Source organism: Agromyces binzhouensis, assembly GCF_042672355.1.
Classification (GTDB): domain Bacteria; phylum Actinomycetota; class Actinomycetes; order Actinomycetales; family Microbacteriaceae; genus Agromyces; species Agromyces binzhouensis.
In genome coordinates this window covers 101,780-117,495 of record NZ_JBHXVJ010000001.1, presented here as the reverse complement: position 1 = coordinate 117,495, position 15,716 = coordinate 101,780, and the positions used below count along the sequence as shown (strand labels likewise).

16 protein-coding genes are annotated in these 15,716 nt (G+C 72.7%); 10 read left to right on the top strand and 6 right to left on the bottom strand.

The genetic code is table 11. The features are described from left to right. The first annotated feature begins 78 nt into the window (after positions 1-78). The 4 genes from ACFVHK_RS00615 to ACFVHK_RS00600 all read left to right on the top strand — a co-directional run bounded on the left by ACFVHK_RS00615 (position 79) and on the right by ACFVHK_RS00600 (position 3,604). Positions 79-858, top strand: a complete 780-nt coding sequence (locus ACFVHK_RS00615) for an NAD(P)H-hydrate epimerase (protein ID WP_376927116.1) — start codon at positions 79-81, stop codon at positions 856-858. Between the two features lie 83 nt (positions 859-941). Further along, entirely contained in the window at positions 942-1,490 is a 549-nt protein-coding gene (locus ACFVHK_RS00610) for a DUF3151 family protein (protein WP_376927115.1), read from the top strand. A gap of 1 nt (position 1,491) precedes the next feature. Further along, entirely contained in the window at positions 1,492-2,778 is a 1,287-nt protein-coding gene (locus tag ACFVHK_RS00605) for an adenylosuccinate synthase (protein WP_376927114.1), read from the top strand. A 172-nt stretch (positions 2,779-2,950) separates the two neighbouring features. After that, on the top strand, positions 2,951-3,604 hold the full coding sequence (locus ACFVHK_RS00600) for a GNAT family N-acetyltransferase (RefSeq protein ID WP_376927113.1): 654 nt from the start codon (positions 2,951-2,953) through the stop codon (positions 3,602-3,604). A gap of 59 nt (positions 3,605-3,663) precedes the next feature. On the opposite strand, the gene ACFVHK_RS00595 is transcribed toward ACFVHK_RS00600, so the two are convergent. From ACFVHK_RS00595 to ACFVHK_RS00580, 4 genes are read right to left on the bottom strand one after another with little or no spacing between them, the layout of a single operon-like run. Then, complete coding sequence (locus ACFVHK_RS00595) at positions 3,664-5,130, bottom strand: sodium/solute symporter (RefSeq protein ID WP_376927112.1); 1,467 nt, start codon at positions 5,128-5,130, stop codon at positions 3,664-3,666. After that, complete coding sequence (locus ACFVHK_RS00590; RefSeq protein WP_376927111.1) at positions 5,127-5,486, bottom strand: hypothetical protein; 360 nt, start codon at positions 5,484-5,486, stop codon at positions 5,127-5,129. Before ACFVHK_RS00590 ends, ACFVHK_RS00595 begins: the two co-directional genes overlap by 4 nt. A gap of 59 nt (positions 5,487-5,545) precedes the next feature. Then, complete coding sequence (locus ACFVHK_RS00585; RefSeq protein WP_376927110.1) at positions 5,546-6,283, bottom strand: LytR/AlgR family response regulator transcription factor; 738 nt, start codon at positions 6,281-6,283, stop codon at positions 5,546-5,548. Further along, entirely contained in the window at positions 6,280-7,512 is a 1,233-nt protein-coding gene (locus tag ACFVHK_RS00580) for a sensor histidine kinase (RefSeq protein WP_376927109.1), read from the bottom strand. The genes ACFVHK_RS00585 and ACFVHK_RS00580 overlap by 4 nt, the downstream gene beginning before the upstream one ends. A gap of 180 nt (positions 7,513-7,692) precedes the next feature. Between ACFVHK_RS00580 and ACFVHK_RS00575 the strand changes: the two genes are divergently transcribed. Further along, positions 7,693-8,061: a DUF485 domain-containing protein gene (locus ACFVHK_RS00575; protein WP_129234771.1), complete on the top strand. Its 369-nt coding sequence runs from the start codon at positions 7,693-7,695 to the stop codon at positions 8,059-8,061. After that, complete coding sequence (locus ACFVHK_RS00570) at positions 8,061-9,674, top strand: solute symporter family protein (protein WP_129234772.1); 1,614 nt, start codon at positions 8,061-8,063, stop codon at positions 9,672-9,674. Before ACFVHK_RS00575 ends, ACFVHK_RS00570 begins: the two co-directional genes overlap by 1 nt. Positions 9,675-9,998: 324 nt before the next feature. Here the strand turns inward: ACFVHK_RS00570 and ACFVHK_RS00565 are convergent, their stop codons facing one another. Both ACFVHK_RS00565 and lpdA read right to left on the bottom strand, forming a co-directional pair. Beyond that, positions 9,999-10,193, bottom strand: a complete 195-nt coding sequence (locus ACFVHK_RS00565; protein WP_242492310.1) for a hypothetical protein — start codon at positions 10,191-10,193, stop codon at positions 9,999-10,001. A gap of 160 nt (positions 10,194-10,353) precedes the next feature. Further along, positions 10,354-11,754, bottom strand: a complete 1,401-nt coding sequence (lpdA, locus tag ACFVHK_RS00560) for a dihydrolipoyl dehydrogenase (protein WP_376927108.1) — start codon at positions 11,752-11,754, stop codon at positions 10,354-10,356. Positions 11,755-11,884: 130 nt separating this feature from the next. Between lpdA and ACFVHK_RS00555 the strand changes: the two genes are divergently transcribed. The 4 genes from ACFVHK_RS00555 to ACFVHK_RS00540 all read left to right on the top strand — a co-directional run bounded on the left by ACFVHK_RS00555 (position 11,885) and on the right by ACFVHK_RS00540 (position 15,661). Continuing rightward, the gene (locus ACFVHK_RS00555; protein ID WP_376927107.1) at positions 11,885-12,874 is read left to right on the top strand and encodes a DMT family transporter; all 990 of its coding nucleotides are present in this window, start codon (positions 11,885-11,887) and stop codon (positions 12,872-12,874) included. Positions 12,875-12,920: 46 nt separating this feature from the next. Next, positions 12,921-14,363 (top strand): amidase, encoded by a 1,443-nt coding sequence (locus ACFVHK_RS00550; protein ID WP_376927106.1) that lies wholly within the window; start codon positions 12,921-12,923, stop codon positions 14,361-14,363. A 123-nt stretch (positions 14,364-14,486) separates the two neighbouring features. Beyond that, complete coding sequence (locus ACFVHK_RS00545) at positions 14,487-14,696, top strand: heavy-metal-associated domain-containing protein (protein WP_129235669.1); 210 nt, start codon at positions 14,487-14,489, stop codon at positions 14,694-14,696. 95 nt (positions 14,697-14,791) lie between these two features. Continuing rightward, a complete protein-coding gene (locus ACFVHK_RS00540) occupies positions 14,792-15,661 on the top strand; it encodes a heavy-metal-associated domain-containing protein (protein ID WP_376927105.1) in 870 nt (289 codons plus the stop codon). Positions 15,662-15,716: the final 55 nt, after the last annotated feature.

Sequence of the window (15,716 nt, the reverse complement as noted above, 5' to 3'; positions counted from 1 at the left end):
CGGCCCCTCTCGCGTGCCCGGGGTCCGCGATCCGACGAACCGGTGGCGTTGCGGATGCCGCGGCGTAGGCTCGGCCGCATGCACACCGCCGACCGCCACGCCTCCCCGTCGCCGCGCGACGGCTACACGGCCGAGCAGGTCCGCGGGGCCGAGCGCCCGCTGCTCGAGGCGGGCGAACCCCTCATGCAGCGCGCCGCGGACGCCCTCGCCGACGAGGTCTCGCGGCTGATCGCCGAGACGCACGGCCCCGTGCACGGCGAGCGACCGCTCGTCGTCGTGCTCGCCGGGTCGGGCGACAACGGCGGCGACGCGCTGTTCGCCGGGGCGCACCTCGCCGCGCGCGGCGCCGAGGTTCGGATCGTGGCCGTCGGGTCGCGCCTGCACGAGTCCGGCGCACTCGCGGCGCACGCCGCGGGCGCACGCGACCTCGACCCGGAGGCCGCGCCCGACGCAGTGGACGCGGCGGTCCGAGCGGCGGACGTGATCGTGGACGGCATCCTCGGCATCGGCGCAGCCGCGAGCCCCGCGCTGCGGGGCACGGCTCGCGAGGTCGTGGCGCGCGTGCGCACGGTGCTCGGGCCGGAGTGGGTCGCGCGTGCCGGGAGCGGCACGCGGCATCCGCTCGTCGTCGCCGTCGATCTGCCGAGCGGGATCTCGCCCGACGACGGGCGCGTGCCCGACCCGACGGTGCTTCCGGCGGACGTGACGGTGACGATGGGCGCCGTGAAGGCGGGGCTGCTGTTCGGGCCCGCGGTGGAGGTCGTCGGACGCGTCGTGCTCGTCGACCTCGGGCTCGGCCGGGCGCTCGCCGGGGTGCAGCCGGTCGTGACGGGCGGGGGGCGGCACGACCTTCCCTGACGGCACGCCTCGCCGGCCGGCGGGCCCCGCGGTCGTCCTCCCGCGCTCCCGGGCCGCCCGAACCCCATGCGTTACGGTTGAGTGTGACTCAGGAACAGACCCCACCCGAGCCCGAGGCGGTGCTCGCCGATGAACCCGAGGTGCGGCAGGCGCTGAGCGAGGCCGCTCGCGGGTCGGTCGCCGGAGTCGTCGTGGACCACCCGTCCTCGCCGCTCGCGTGGGCCGAGCTGGCCGATCGGGCCGATTCGGAAGGGCGCGCGCTCGATGCGTTCGCCTACGCCGTCGTCGCGGTCGACCTGGCGCGCGAGTCGCTCGAGGCCTCCGGGTGGAGCGCGGGCGAACCCGTGCCGTGGTCCGAGGAGCCGAACCGGGCCTACCTGCGCGCCCTCGATGCCGAGCGTCGCGCGGCCGCGCGGCTGGGTCTCGACGATCGGGCCGCGCGCGCGGCATCCGCCCTCGAGGCCGCCGACGCCGAGGCGCCCGCCCGCATCGCCTCGGAGTTCACGCCCACCCAGGTCATCACCGTCGTCGGCGCCGCGGCCGGGCTCATCGCCCCGATCGTCGGCACCGAAGCCCGCACCGGCGAACCCATCGCCGAACCCGACGCCGCCGACGCGGCAGGAGAGGACTGACATGCCCGCAGTCGTGCTGATCGGAGCACAGTGGGGCGATGAGGGCAAGGGCAAGGCGACCGACCTGCTCTCCTCGCGCCTGGACTACGTCGTCAAGTTCAACGGCGGCAACAACGCCGGGCACACCGTCGTCGTCGGCGACGAGAAGTACGCCCTGCACCTGCTGCCCTCCGGCATCCTCACGCCGGGCGTCACGCCGGTGATCGCGAACGGCGTGGTCGTCGACATCGAGGTGCTCTTCGAGGAGATCGAAGGGCTCGAGTCCCGCGGCGTCGACACGTCGCAGCTGAAGATCTCGGCGAACGCGCACGTCATCACGCAGTACCACCGCACGCTCGACAAGGTCACCGAGCGCTTCCTCGGCAAGCGCCAGATCGGCACGACGGGTCGCGGCATCGGCCCGAGCTACGCCGACAAGATCAACCGCGTCGGCATCCGCATGCAGGACCTCTTCGACGAGAACATCCTGCGGCAGAAGGTCGAGGGCGCGCTCGACCAGAAGAACCACCTGCTCGTGAAGGTCTACAACCGCCGCGCGATCGGGGTCGACGAGATCGTCGAGGAGCTGCTCGGCTACGTCGAGCGGCTGCGCCCGATGGTCACCGACACCTCGCTGCTGCTCCACCGGGCGCTCGAGGCCGGCGAGACCGTGCTCTTCGAGGGCGGCCAGGCGACCATGCTCGACGTCGATCACGGCACGTACCCGTTCGTGACGTCGTCCAACGCGACGTCGGGCGGCGCCGTCACGGGCTCGGGCATCGCGCCGAACCGCATCGACCGCGTCATCGGCATCGTGAAGGCCTACACGACCCGCGTCGGCTCGGGTCCGTTCCCGACCGAGCTCTTCGACGAGTGGGGCGAGTTCCTCGCCGAGAAGGGTCACGAGTTCGGCACGACCACCGGTCGTCGGCGGCGCACCGGATGGTACGACGCCCCGATCGCGCGGTACACGGCACGCGTCAACGGCGTGACGGACTTCGTGCTCACCAAGCTCGACGTGCTCACGGGCGTCGACCGCATCCCCGTCGCGGTCGCGTACGACGTCGACGGCGTGATCATGGAGGAGGTCCCGGTCTCGCAGTCCGACTTCCACCACGCCAAGCCCGTCTACGAGGAGTTCCCCGGCTGGACCGAGGACATCTCGGGCGCGCGCTCCTTCGAGGACCTCCCCGCGAACGCCCAGAGCTACGTTCGCGAGCTCGAGGCGATGTCGGGGGCGCGGTTCTCCGCGATCGGGGTCGGCCCCGGCCGCGACGAGATCGTGCAGTTGCACGACCTGCTCGACTAGCTCGACCTGCTCGACCTCCTCGACCGGCTCGACCGGCTCGACCGGCTCGACCGTACGGGAGGAACTTCCGGACGACACGCCGTGGCGGCATCCGCCCGCCTCGGCGTGTCGGGGAGTTCTTCCTCCCGAAGCGCGCGAGGGCACGTGCCGCCGACCGTGCCAGACTGGGCCGGTGCCAGCCCGCCGCCCGCTCATCCACACCCTCGAAGGCCGTCACGTCGCCCTGGCTCCGATCACCGAGCACGACGTCCCGGCCCTGCGCACGGCGATCGGGCGCCCCGAGGTCTTCGCGGGCGGCTTCGGCGGCGGGCCGTCCGGCCTCCCCGCCGATGACGCGGCCTTCGCGGCCTTCGCACGCGCCTCCTACACGCCCGCCGCCGACGCGATCCCCTTCGGGGTGCGCCTGCGCGGCGGACCCGACGACGGCGCGCTCGTCGGCGCGACCAAGCTCGGCGACCTCGACCTGCCGAACGAGTCCGCCCATATCGGTTGGACGGGCTTCGACCCTCGTGTGTGGGGCACCGCGGTGAACCCGGAGGTGAAGCTCCTCATGCTCGGGCTCGCATTCGACCACGGGTTCGGCCGGGTGAAGCTGCAGGCGGATGCCGTGAACTCGCGCTCGCGCGCCGCCATCCTGAAGCTCGGGGCGACCTTCGAGGGCATCCACCGCCGTGCGATGCGCCGCCCCGACGGCACGTGGCGCGACACGGCGGTGTACGCGATCCTCGTCGACGACTGGCCCGCCGTGCGGGCCGGCCTCGAGGCGCGGCTCGCGGAGTGGGGCGACCGACCGGTGACGCTGCAGGAGCCGCAGCGAGCCGAGTAGCGGGTCCGCCGAGGATCGGGCCGAGCCGAGGATCGGGACGAGCCGTGCGCCGAGGCCGATCAGCCCCGGCCGCGCTCCGGCAGGTGCAACCGCGCGAGGAAGGCGTCGGTGCCGCGCGGCATCCGCCTCCGGTCGGCGCGCGACACGAGCACGGTCACGAGTACGGCGATCGGCACCGTCCAGGCCGCGGGCTGCTCGATGAGCGGGCGGATGGCGGGCGCCGCCGCCGTGATGAGGGCGCCGCCGAGGATCGCCGCCCCCGACAGCGTCGCGCCGGTCGCCATGCCCGCGATCGCACCGCGCGCGGTCAGCCCGCGCCACCAGATTCCGAGCAGCAGCACCGGGCACAGCGTCGACGCCGTGAACGCGAACACGAGGCCCACGCTGCCCGCGAGCCCCGCCGGTTCGGTCGCGAACGCGACGACGAGCGGCACCGCGGTCGACGCGAACGCCGCGATGCGGAAGCCGCGGACGCTCCCGCCGAGGAGGTCCTGCGAGATGACGCCCGCGACCGACACCACGAGTCCCGATGACGTCGAGAGGAACGCCGCGAACGCGCCGCCGATCACGAGCGCGGTGAGCAGGTCGCCCCAGACGCCCGGGAGCAGGCGATCGGGCAGGACGAGCACGAGGGCGTCGGCGTCGCCCGGCGTCGCGAGGTCGGGTGCGAACGCCCGGCCGAGCAGCCCGAACAGGGTCGGGAACGCGTAGAACACCGAGAGCAGCACGAGCACGATGACGGTCGTGCGGCGCGCGGCCGGCCCGTCGGGGTTCGTGTAGAACCGCACCAGCACGTGGGGCAGGCCCAGCGTGCCGAGGAGCAGCGCGACCATCAGCGACACCGTGCGGTACACGTCGAGCGCACCGGGACCGTCGGAGACCGGGAAGGCCTGCGGAGGCGCGAGCTCGGGCTCGACGGCGCCCGTGACGAGGAGCAGGGCGATGACCGGCACCGCGATGGCCGCGAGCTTCAGCCAGAACTGGAACGCCTGCACGAACGTGATCGAGCGCATGCCGCCCGACGCGACGACGACCGCGACGAGCGCCGCGACGGCGACCGAGCCGACCCAGCTCGGCAGGCCCGTGGTGATCCGAACCGTGAGCGCGGCGCCCTGGAGCTGCGGCACGATGTACAGCCATCCGATGACCACGACCAGCACGCTCGTGACCCGCCGTACCGCGACCGACTCGAGCCGGGCCTCGGTGAAGTCGGGGATCGTGTACGCGCCCGAACGCCGGAGGGGAGCGGCGACGAAGAGCAGCAGCATGAGGTACCCGGCCGTGTAGCCGATCGGGAACCACATGCCGCCGGCGCCGGTGAGCAGGATCAGCCCCGCGATGCCGAGGAACGACGCCGCCGACAGGTACTCGCCCCCGATCGCGGACGCGTTCCACCACGGCCGCACCGTGCGGCTCGCGACGTAGAAGTCGCTCGTCGTGCGCGAGATCCGCAGCCCGTAGAACCCGATGAGCACCGACACGAGGGCCACGGCGACGATCGCCGTGTAGCCGACCGCGGGGCTCACTCCTCCTCCGCGAGGGAGCGGTACCGGGCCTCGTTGCGCGACGCGGCCCGCACGTACAGCGCCGCGACGGTGATCGCGAGCGGGTACACGCCGAAGCCGAGGAGCAGCCACGAGACGGGCACGCCCGCGACGAACACGCCGTCGAGCGCGGGCGCGACGACGGCGAGGACGAACACGACCGTCGCGAGCACGAACCCGCCGGCGCAGATCAGCGCGAGGCGGAGCTGCGACCGGATCAGCGAGCGCACGTAGACCGAGTGGATGTCGGTGGGGCCCGTGTCGGTCCCGGGCCTGCGCACGCGCGCAGCGGGTCGGCGGTCGGATGCCGCGGGGCCGCCGTTCCGCGGAGCGGTCACCCGAACCCGGGGCGGCGGTACCGTCGGACCGTGCTCGTCGCCGCCCGGCGCGCCCCCGCTCACGGCCTCGCCCGCGGCGTCGCCGCCTCGAGTCGTTCGCGGAGCCCGGGCAGGAGCCGCCGGCTCACCGGCAGCTCCGCCTGGCCGACCACGATCGTCGGCCGATCGCCGCCCAGCCGGACGCGCGTGACGTGGGGGAGCGCGACGAGGTACGAGCGGTGCACCCGCACGAAGCCGGCCTCCGCCCACTGCCGTTCGAGGTCTGACATGGGCACGCGGACGAGGTAGCTCGCCTCGTCGGTGTGCAGCCGGGCGTAGTCGCCCTGCGCCTGGACGTAGCGCACGTCGTCCCGCCGGATCATGCGGGTCGTGCCGCCGAGCGTGACGGCGACCATCTCCGGGCGCGACGCCGAGGCATCCGTCGCCTGCCCCTGGCCCATCGACTCGACGACCCGCGTGATCGAGCGGTGCAGCCGCTCGGTGCGCACGGGCTTCAGCAGGTAGTCGACCGCGGCGAGGTCGAACGCCTCGAGCGCGCCCTCCTCGTCGGCCGTCACGAACACGAAGGCGGGCTTGTGCTCGAAGCGCTGCAATGCGCGGGCGAGGTCGAACCCCGACAGCCCGGGCATGTGGATGTCGAGGAAGGCCGCGTCGACGGGCTCGCGCGTCAGGATCCGGATGGCCTCGGCGCCCGAGGTCGCGCGGTGGATGGTCCCGATCCGCGGGTCCTGGCCGAGCAGGAACGCGAGCTCGTCCACGGCGGGCTGCTCGTCGTCGGCGATGAGGACCGAGATCACGGCACCAGTCTCCCATCGGGCTCGGCGGGTCGGCCCGCGCGCACGTCGACGGATGCCGCCGAGCGACCGGGCTGCGACTTCGGCACGCTCATGCGCACCAGGGTGCCCGCACCCACGTTCGTCTCCACGACGAGCCCGTGCTCGTCGCCGTAGACCTGCCGCATCCGCGCGTCGACGTTCCGCAGCCCGACGTGCTCGCCCGGCGTGCCTCCCGCGAGCACCTGCGCGGCGACCTCGGGGTCGATGCCGACGCCGTCGTCCTCCACGGTGATCTCGGCGAACGCGCCGCGGTCCTCGGCGGTGATCGTGATGCGCCCACCGCCCTCCTTCGCCTCGAGCCCGTGCCGCACCGCGTTCTCGACGAGCGGCTGGATCGACAGGAACGGGATGACGGTCGAGAGCACCTCGGGCGCGACCTGCAGGGTCACCTTCAGCCGGTCGCCGAATCGCGCGCGCTCGAGCTTCAGGTACGAGTCGATCGAGCGCAGCTCCTCGGCGACGGTCGTGAAGTCGCCGTGCCGGCGGAACGAGTACCGCGTGAAGTCGGCGAACTCGAGCACGAGCTCGCGCGCCTTCGCCGGGTCGGTGTTGATGAACGATGCGATCGCGTTCAACGAGTTGTAGATGAAGTGGGGGCTGATCTGCGCGCGGAGCGCGCGCACCTCGAGTTCGGCGAGCGCCGCGCGCGACGCGTCGAGCTCGCCGAGCTCGACCTGCGCGGCGACCCACTCGGCGACCTCGCCCGTCGCCCGAACGAGGCCCGCGCGGACCCGCCCCGCGAAGGCCACCACCGCGCCGACCGCGACGCCGTCCGCGACGATCGGCGCGGCCGCGGCATCCGTCTCGCCGGACGGCGTCGGCACGCGCCGCTCGACCTGCGAGCGGCCCGTCTCCACGGCCTCGACGGCCAGCCGCTCCGCGGCGGAGATCAGCGTCTCGTCGCCGTCGACCGCGACCGGGCCGCCCGTCATAACGAGCGCGAGCGTGTCGGCGCCGAGCAGCGCCTTGAGGTGCCGCGCAGCGCGCGCGGCATCCGTCTCGGTCATGTCGCCCCGCAGGTGCTTCGCGGCCCGCGAGGCGAGGTGCAGCGTCTCGTAGGTGGCCCGCTCGGCGTCGGTGCCGAGGTCCTTCGACTGCACCGCGAGGCGCCGGAGCAGCACCACGACGCCCACGGCGAGCGCGCCCGCGACGACGCCGGCAGCGGCGGCGAGCAGCATCGACTCGGGCATGCACGTCACTGTATCCGTCGTTCGTCGCCGCGCCGCGCCGTTCGTCGCACGGTCGGCGCCGCTCACCGACGACGAGCGGTCCGGGCCCCATTCGCGGCATCCGCGCGGTCAGCATGGACGCATTGCGACCGCAGCGGCGCGGGGCCAGCCCCGGCCGCATCCCCTCGAAGGAGAGACGCCATGGGCAATGAGGCCCTGAGTGCGGAAGTCGACCTGAGTCACGTCGACTACCCCGCCGTGCAGCAATCCCCGGAGTTCCAGGAGCTCCGCAAGACCCACCGCAGTTTCGTCTTCCCCGTCCTCGCGGCATGCCTCGTCTGGTACTTCGCCTACGTCCTGCTCGCCGTCTACGCGGTCGACTTCATGTCGACGCGCGTCTTCGGCAGCGTGAACGTGGCGATGGTCCTCGGGCTGGCACAGGTGGTCACCACCTTCGCCGTGACGATGTGGTACGTCCACTACGCCAACAAGCGGCTCGACCCGCAGTCGGAGAAGATCCGCACCGAGATCGAGTCCGGCGACTTCGAGACCGAGAAGGCGGTGCGCTGATGTTCGCGTTCGAAGCGGCGACCAGCTCGCCCGGCAACCCCTGGCTCAACATCGGCATCTTCGGCGCCTTCGTCGCGGTGACGATGGTCATCGTGTTCCGCGCCAGCAGGAACAACAAGACCGCGGCCGACTACTACGCGGCCGGCCGATCCTTCACCGGCGGGCAGAACGGCTCGGCCATCGCGGGCGACTACCTGTCGGCGGCCTCGTTCCTCGGCATCGTCGGCGCGATCGCCCTGAACGGCTACGACGGGTTCCTCTACTCGATCGGGTTCCTCGTCGCATGGCTCGTGGCGCTGCTGCTCGTCGCGGAGCTGCTCCGCAACACGGGCAAGTTCACGATGGCCGACGTGCTCTCGTTCCGCCTGAAGCAGCGGCCCGTCCGGATCGCCGCGGCCACGACGACCCTCGTGGTGTGCTTCTTCTACCTGCTCGCGCAGATGGCGGGTGCGGGCGGCCTCGTGTCGCTGCTGCTCGGCGTGGGCGACCAGGTCGGCCAGGCCGTCGTCATCACGGTCGTCGGCGCGCTGATGATCCTCTACGTGCTCGTCGGCGGCATGAAGGGCACCACCTGGGTGCAGATCATCAAGGCCGTGCTGCTCATCGCGGGCGCCGGCGTCATGACGGTCTGGGTGCTCGCGCTCAACGGCTTCGACTTCTCGGCGCTGCTCGACAAGGCCGTCGCCGTGGCGGAGAACCCCGCGATCCTCGACCCGGGCCTGAAGTACGGCGTCTCCGAGGTCAGCAAGATCGACTTCATGTCGCTCGGCCTCGCGCTCGTGCTCGGCACCGCCGCGCTGCCGCACGTGCTCATGCGCTTCTACACGGTCCCGACCGCCAAGGAGGCCCGCAAGTCGGTCGTCTGGGCGATCTGGCTCATCGGCATCTTCTACGTGTTCACCCTCGTGCTCGGCTACGGCGCGGCGGCCCTCGTGGGTCCTGCCGTCATCGCCGGCGCGCCCGGCGGCCCGAACTCGGCGGCCCCGCTGCTTGCGTTCGCGCTCGGCGGCCCGCTGCTCCTCGGCCTGATCTCGGCGATCGCGTTCGCGACGATCCTCGCGGTCGTCGCCGGCCTGACCATCACGGCGGCGGCCTCATTCGCGCACGACATCTACGCGTCGGTCGTGAAGAAGGGCAAGCCCGAGCCGGGCGCCGAGGTCAAGGTGGCCCGTCGCACGGTCGTCATCATCGGCGTCGTCGCGATCATCGGCGGCATCGGGGCGAACGGCCAGAACGTGGCGTTCCTCGTGGCGCTCGCGTTCGCGGTGGCCGCGTCGGCGAACCTGCCGACGATCGTCTACTCGCTGTTCTGGAAGGGTTTCACCACCAAGGGCGCCCTCTGGAGCATGTACGGCGGCCTGATCTCGGCGATCGTGCTCATCATCTTCTCGCCGGTCGTCTCGGGCTCCGAGACGTCGATGCTGAAGACCGAGGCCATCGACTTCGCGATCTTCCCGCTGTCGAACCCGGGCATCGTCTCGATCCCCCTGGCCTTCCTCCTCGGGTGGATCGTGAGCGTCATGGACAAGACGGTCGAGAGCCCCGAGAAGCAGGCCGAGATGGAGGTCCGCTCGCTCACCGGCCTCGGCGCCGAGAAGGCGGTGAGCCACTAGAGGCTCCGGCGGCCGCGGCGGTTCGGGTACCGCGGCGGCCGTCGGACACGACTGCGACGGGGTGGGACCGCCTGCCCACGACCTCGTCGCCGGCACGACGGGGGCGGATGCCTCGGGCCCACGGCCCGGCATCCGCCCCCGTTGCGCTGCGGCCGGTGCCGTCACCGCCGCCGACCTCGCTGCCGCCGAGCGCTGGCTCACCATCCGCTCGGGAGGAAGTTCCCGAGGACACGCGGTCGCGGCGGCCCGGGTTGCCGGCGTGTCGGCATGAAGTTCCTCCCGAGCGCACGCAGTGCCGCCTGCATCGCGGAGCCCCGCGGCGGCTCAGCGCGAGCGGCGACGCCGGGCCAGCCCGACCCAGAGCAGGGCGATCCCGCCGATCGCCACGATGGGGCCGATCACGGCCCACATCGTGACCCCGGACATCACCGAGCCCGGCAGGACGCCGACGCCCTGAAGCGTCCAGATGGTGCCGGCGACGGCGAGCACGGCTCCGAGGATGATCATGAGCAGGTTCACCGAACGGTCCTCTCCACGTGGGCGCGGGGCACCCGGTTCCCACTCGAGCACGGAACGGGAGGAACTTCCGGATGGCGCGCCGCCGCGGCATCCGCTCTCACCGGCGTGTCGCCGGATTCTTCCTCCCGTTCGCGCACCGTGGGTGCGGCGCCGGGCCGCGTCACATGTTGATCATGTGGCCGGTGAGCCCGTGGAACGCCTCCTGCAGCGCCTCCGAGAGCGTCGGGTGCGTGTGCACGTTGCGGGCGAGCTCGAGCGCGCCGAGGTCCCACTTCTGCGCGAGGGTCAGCTCGGGCAGCAGCTCCGAGGCGTCCGGCCCGATGAGGTGGCCGCCGAGCAGCTCGTAGTGGCTCTTGTCGGCCACGAGCTTCACGAACCCGACCGGGTCGCCGAGGCCGTTCGCCTTGCCGTTCGCGGTGAAGGGGAACTTCGCGGTGATCACGTCGTAGCCCTCGTCGCGCGCCTGCTGCTCGGTGAGCCCGAACGAGGCGACCTGCGGCGAGCAGAACGTGGCGCGCGGCATCATCCGGTAGTCGCCGAGCTCCATGGTCTCGGCGTCGGCGATGGTCTCGGCCGCCACGACGCCCTGCGCCTCGGCGACGTGCGCGAGCATGAGCTTCGCGGTCGCGTCGCCGATGGCGTAGATGTGCGGCACGTTGGTGCGCATGCGGTCGTCGATCGCGATGGCGCCGCGCTCGGTCAGCTGCACGCCCGTGGCGTCGAGCCCGAAGCCCTCGACATTGGGAGCGAAGCCGACGGCCATGAGCACCTTGTCGACGACGAGCGAACCCGGCTGCCCGTCGGCCCCGGTGTAGGTCACGGTGACCTGGGAGCCCTGGTCGGTCACCGTCTCGACCTTCGTCGAGGTCAGGATGGGCACGCCGAGGTTGCGGTACTGGCGCGTGATCTCCTTCGACACCTCGGCGTCCTCGTTCGGCAGCGCGCGGTCGAGGAACTCGACGACGGTGACCTCGACACCGTAGTTCCTGAGCACGTAGGCGAACTCCATGCCGATGGCGCCCGCACCGACGATCGCGATCGAGCGCGGCAGGTCTCGGGTGAGGATCTGCGTCTCGTAGGTCACGACGTTGTCGGAGAGCTCGACGCCGGGCAGCAGGCGCACCCTGGAGCCGGTCGCGATGATCGCGTTGTCGAAGGTCAGCGACTCGACCGAGCCGTCGCCCTTCGCGACGTCGATGCCGTTCGGACCGGTGAACGAGCCGCGGCCGTCGAACTCGGTGATGCCGTTCTTCTTCATCAGGAAGTGCACGCCCTTGACGTGCTTCTCGGAGACCTGGCGGCTGCGGTCGTACGCCGCGCCGAAGTCGAAGTGCACGTCGCCCGAGATGCCGAACGTGGAGGCCTGGGCGTGGAAGATGTGTGCGAGCTCGGCGTTGCGCAGCAGTGCCTTCGAGGGGATGCACCCGACGTTGAGGCAGACCCCGCCCCAGTACTTCTCCTCGATGACGGCCACCTTCAGGCCGAGCTGGGCGGCGCGGATGGCGGCCACGTAGCCGCCCGGACCCGCGCCCAGGACGATGACGTCGAAATGGCTGGTCATGGCGCCAAGCCTAGGCGCGGTGCGCCGGATCGGCACGGGCGGGGGCTCGTCGCTGCCAACCTTCGGCGGGTTCCGGACATCGCATTCCGCGACCCTCGTGGCCGGCCCCAGCGGGTCGTACCGTTGGCGGGTGAGCACCACCACCCCCTCCGGTCCCACCACCACCGCGCCGTCGACCGCGACGGCGCCGCGCCGCGGCGGCATCCGCACCTGGGCGCAGTTCCTCTCGGCGGGACTCGTCTGGGGTGCGAGCTTCCTGTTCATGGCCGTCGCGCTGGGCGGCGTCTCGTTCACCCAGGTCGCGTGGACGCGCACCGTGCTCGGCGGCCTCACGCTCGGCCTCGTCGTGCTCGCGGTCCGGCCGCGCGTCGCGGGCGGTCCGGTGCTGCCGCGCGAGCCGATCGTGTGGCTGCACTTCCTCGTGATCGGGGTGCTCGGGTGCGTGATCCCGTTCCTCCTGTTCTCGTGGGCCCAGCAGAGCGTGACCTCGAGCCTCGCCTCGATCCTCAACGCGACGACGCCGATCATGACCGCGGTCGCCGCCACGCTCGTCTTCCGGGTCGAGCGGCTGGATGCCTCGCGCTGGCTCGGCGTGATCGTCGGCATCCTCGGGGTGGTCGTCATCATCGCGCCGTGGTCCTCCGAGCTCGGGGGCAGCCTCGCGGGACAGCTCGCGTGCCTCGGCGCGACCGCCTGCTACGGCGTCATGTTCGGCTACACGCGCAGGTTCCTGAGCGGCCGGCCCATCGCGCAGACGACCTTCGCGTTCCTGCAGGTCGGCACGGGCGCGGCCGTGATGCTGCTGCTCACGCCGATCCTCGCCGTCGGCCCGGTGGCGCTCGACCTGCCGATCGTGGCGAGCCTCGCGGTGCTCGGCATCCTCGGGACGGGCCTCGCCTACGTCTGGAACATCGGAGTGATCCGCGACTGGGGTCCGACGAACGCGTCGACCGTCACCTACGTCACGCCCGTGGTGGGCGTCGTGCTCGGCGTACTGGTGCTCAGCGAGCCGCTGTCGTGGAACGAGCCGGTGGGCGCGCTCGTGGTCATGCTCGGCATCGTGCTCGCCCAGGGGCGGGTGCGGATGCCGCTCGCGCGACGGTCGCCCGCGGCCGGGTGATCGCCCGCCCCTGTGCAGGGGCGACGCGATGTGATGGGGTGAGCAGGTGACGAGCGCCTCGCAGCCCGCCCCTCATCCCGCCGTCGACGCGACCTCCTCCGCGGCGGACCTCGCCGCGGCGTTCCGCGCAGGCGCGGCGACGCCCCTCGCGGTCGCCGAGGACGCCCTCGCGCGCATCGTCCGGTTCGAGCCGGTCGTGAACGCCTTCTCCGATCACGATCCCGATCAGGTGCGGGCGGATGCCGCGGCGAGCGCCGACCGTCACCGGCGCGGTGCGCCGATCGGCCCGCTCGACGGGGTGCCGGTCACGGTCAAGGAGAACATGCTGCGCGCGGGCGTCGCCGCGCGGTCGGGTTCTGCGGCATCCGCGCCCGTCGTCCCCGACGCCGACTCGCCGATCGTGGCCCGGTTGCGCGAGGCGGGTGCCGTGGTGCTCGGCTCGACGACCATGCCCGACTGGGGGATGCTCTCGTCGGGCGTCTCGAGCCTGCACGGCATCACCCGCAGCCCGCTCGACGCGGCGCTCACGGTCGGCGGTTCGAGCGCGGGTGCCGGTGCGGCCGCGGCGGCGGGCCTCGGCCCGATCCACATGGGCAGCGACATCGGCGGATCCATCCGGTTCCCGGCGGCGTGGCTCGGGCTCGTCGGGCTGAAGCCCAGCGCGGGGCGCGTGCCCATCGACCCGCCGTACCTCGGGCGCGCGGGTGGGCCGATCGGCCGCCGCGTCGCCGACCTCGCGGCGGCGATGGCGGTGGTGACGCGACCGGATGTGCGCGACCACACCTCGCTGCCGTACGAGCGGCTCGACTGGGCGGATCCGGCCGTCGACGTCCGCGGGCTCCGGATCGCCGTCCACACCGAGGCGGGAGCCGGGCTGCCCGTCGATCCCGAGGTCGCCGCGACGGTGCGGGCGGCCGCGGAACGGTTCGCCTCGGCGGGGGCGGATGTCGTCGAGCTCGCGCCGTTCCTCGACGACGGGCTGCTCGGGCAGGTCGACCGGTTCTGGCGGGTGCGGTTCCGTCGCACCTACGACGACCTCACGCCCGAGGCGCGGGACCGCGTGCTGCCGTACATCGCCCGGTGGGTCGCGCCCGGCGCCGGCGTCTCCGGAACGGCCGCGCTCGCTGCGTACGACGACATCGGGGAGCTCAGGCATCGCACGGTCCTCGCGACCGCGCCGTTCGACGCGGTCCTGTCGCCGGTCGCGCCGATGGCCGCGTTCCCCGCCGAGCGGCCGATGCCGTGGGGCGAGGAGGACCTCGGGATGGCCCACATCGCGTTCACGCTCCCGTACAACATGTCGGGCCAGCCGGCGGTGAGCATCAACGCGGGAACGACCTCGGACGGTCGTGCGATCGCCCTGCAGGTCGCGGGTCCGCGCTTCGCCGACCCGGGGGTCCTCGCGCTCGCTGCGTGGTGGGAGCGGGAGCGACCGGCGGATGCCGCGGCGCCCCCGGTCCCGCTCATGCCACCGCCGACGGCGCGCTGACTCGATCGGCATGGTCGCATCGGCACTCGTCGGAATACCCCATTGGGGTATTGCGTTCGACTTGGTACAAGTACCCCTCTGGGGTACCCTCGAACACGATCCGATCCAGAAGAGGAGAACCCGATGAGCGAGCGCGAGTACCAGGTGACCGGCATGACGTGCGGGCACTGCGAACTGTCGGTGCGCGAGGAGGTCGAGCAGGTGTCGGGCGTGACCGGCATCCGGGTCTCGGCGGCCGCCGGCACCCTCACCCTCTCCGCCCCCGCCGAGCTCGACGACGCCGGCGTGATCGCCGCCGTCGAGGAGGCGGGCTACTCCGCAGTGCGCGTCTGACGGCGCGCACGCCGGGGCGGTTCGACGCCGCCCCGGCGCCACCCATCACCTCGGCCGATCCACCGGCCGCCCGGACCTCGAACGAGGAGGCTCCCATGGACACCATGATCGCCGGGCACGGCGCCCACGCCGCCCACGCGGCATCCGCCGACGACGTGCGCGGACTCGCGGTCTCGCACCGAGGACTGACCCTCACCGCGCTCACCGCGCCCGCCCGGGCCGGCGAGGCGGGCGAGATCTCCTTCGCAGTGACGGATGCCTCGGGCGTCGCGGTCACCGACGTCGAGATCTCGCACGACAGGCCGCTGCACCTCATCGTGGTGCGGACCGACGGCGCGCACTTCCGGCACGTGCACCCCGCCCTGCACGGCGACGGGTCCTGGCGGATCCCGTTCACGTTCGACGCGGCCGGCGCCTACCGGGTCTTCGCCGACATCACGCCCACGGCGCTCGGCGAGACGATCACGCTCACGAGCACCGTGGAGGTCGCGGGCGAGTTCGTCCCCGAGCCGCGCACCACCGATGCCATCACCTCGAGCGTCGGCGGCCTCGAGGTCGAACTCGACGGAACCCTCGTCGCGGGCGGAGTGGGCGAGCTCGTCTTCACCGTCACCCGAGGCGGCGCCCCGGTGACCTCGCTCGAACCGTACCTCGGTGCGTACGGGCACCTCGTCGCGCTCCGCCAGGGCGACCTCGCCTACCTGCACGTGCACCCGCTGGGCGTGCCCGGCGACGGCGTCACCGTGCCCGGCCCGGAGATCGCCTTCATGGCGAGTGCGCCCACGCCGGGGCGGTACCTGCTCTACCTCGACCTGATGGAGGGCGGCGTGGTCCGGTCCGTCCCCTTCGTCGTCACCGCGATCGCCGCGACCGGCGACGAGCTCGCGCATCACGGCGACGGCACCGAGCACCCGCACGGAGCCGGGCACGGCGACGCCGCCGGGCACGCCGAGGCCCACCGGTGACCGACGTCGCGACCGGGTCCGGCGACCAGCGCGTCGTCGAGCTCGAGATCGGCGG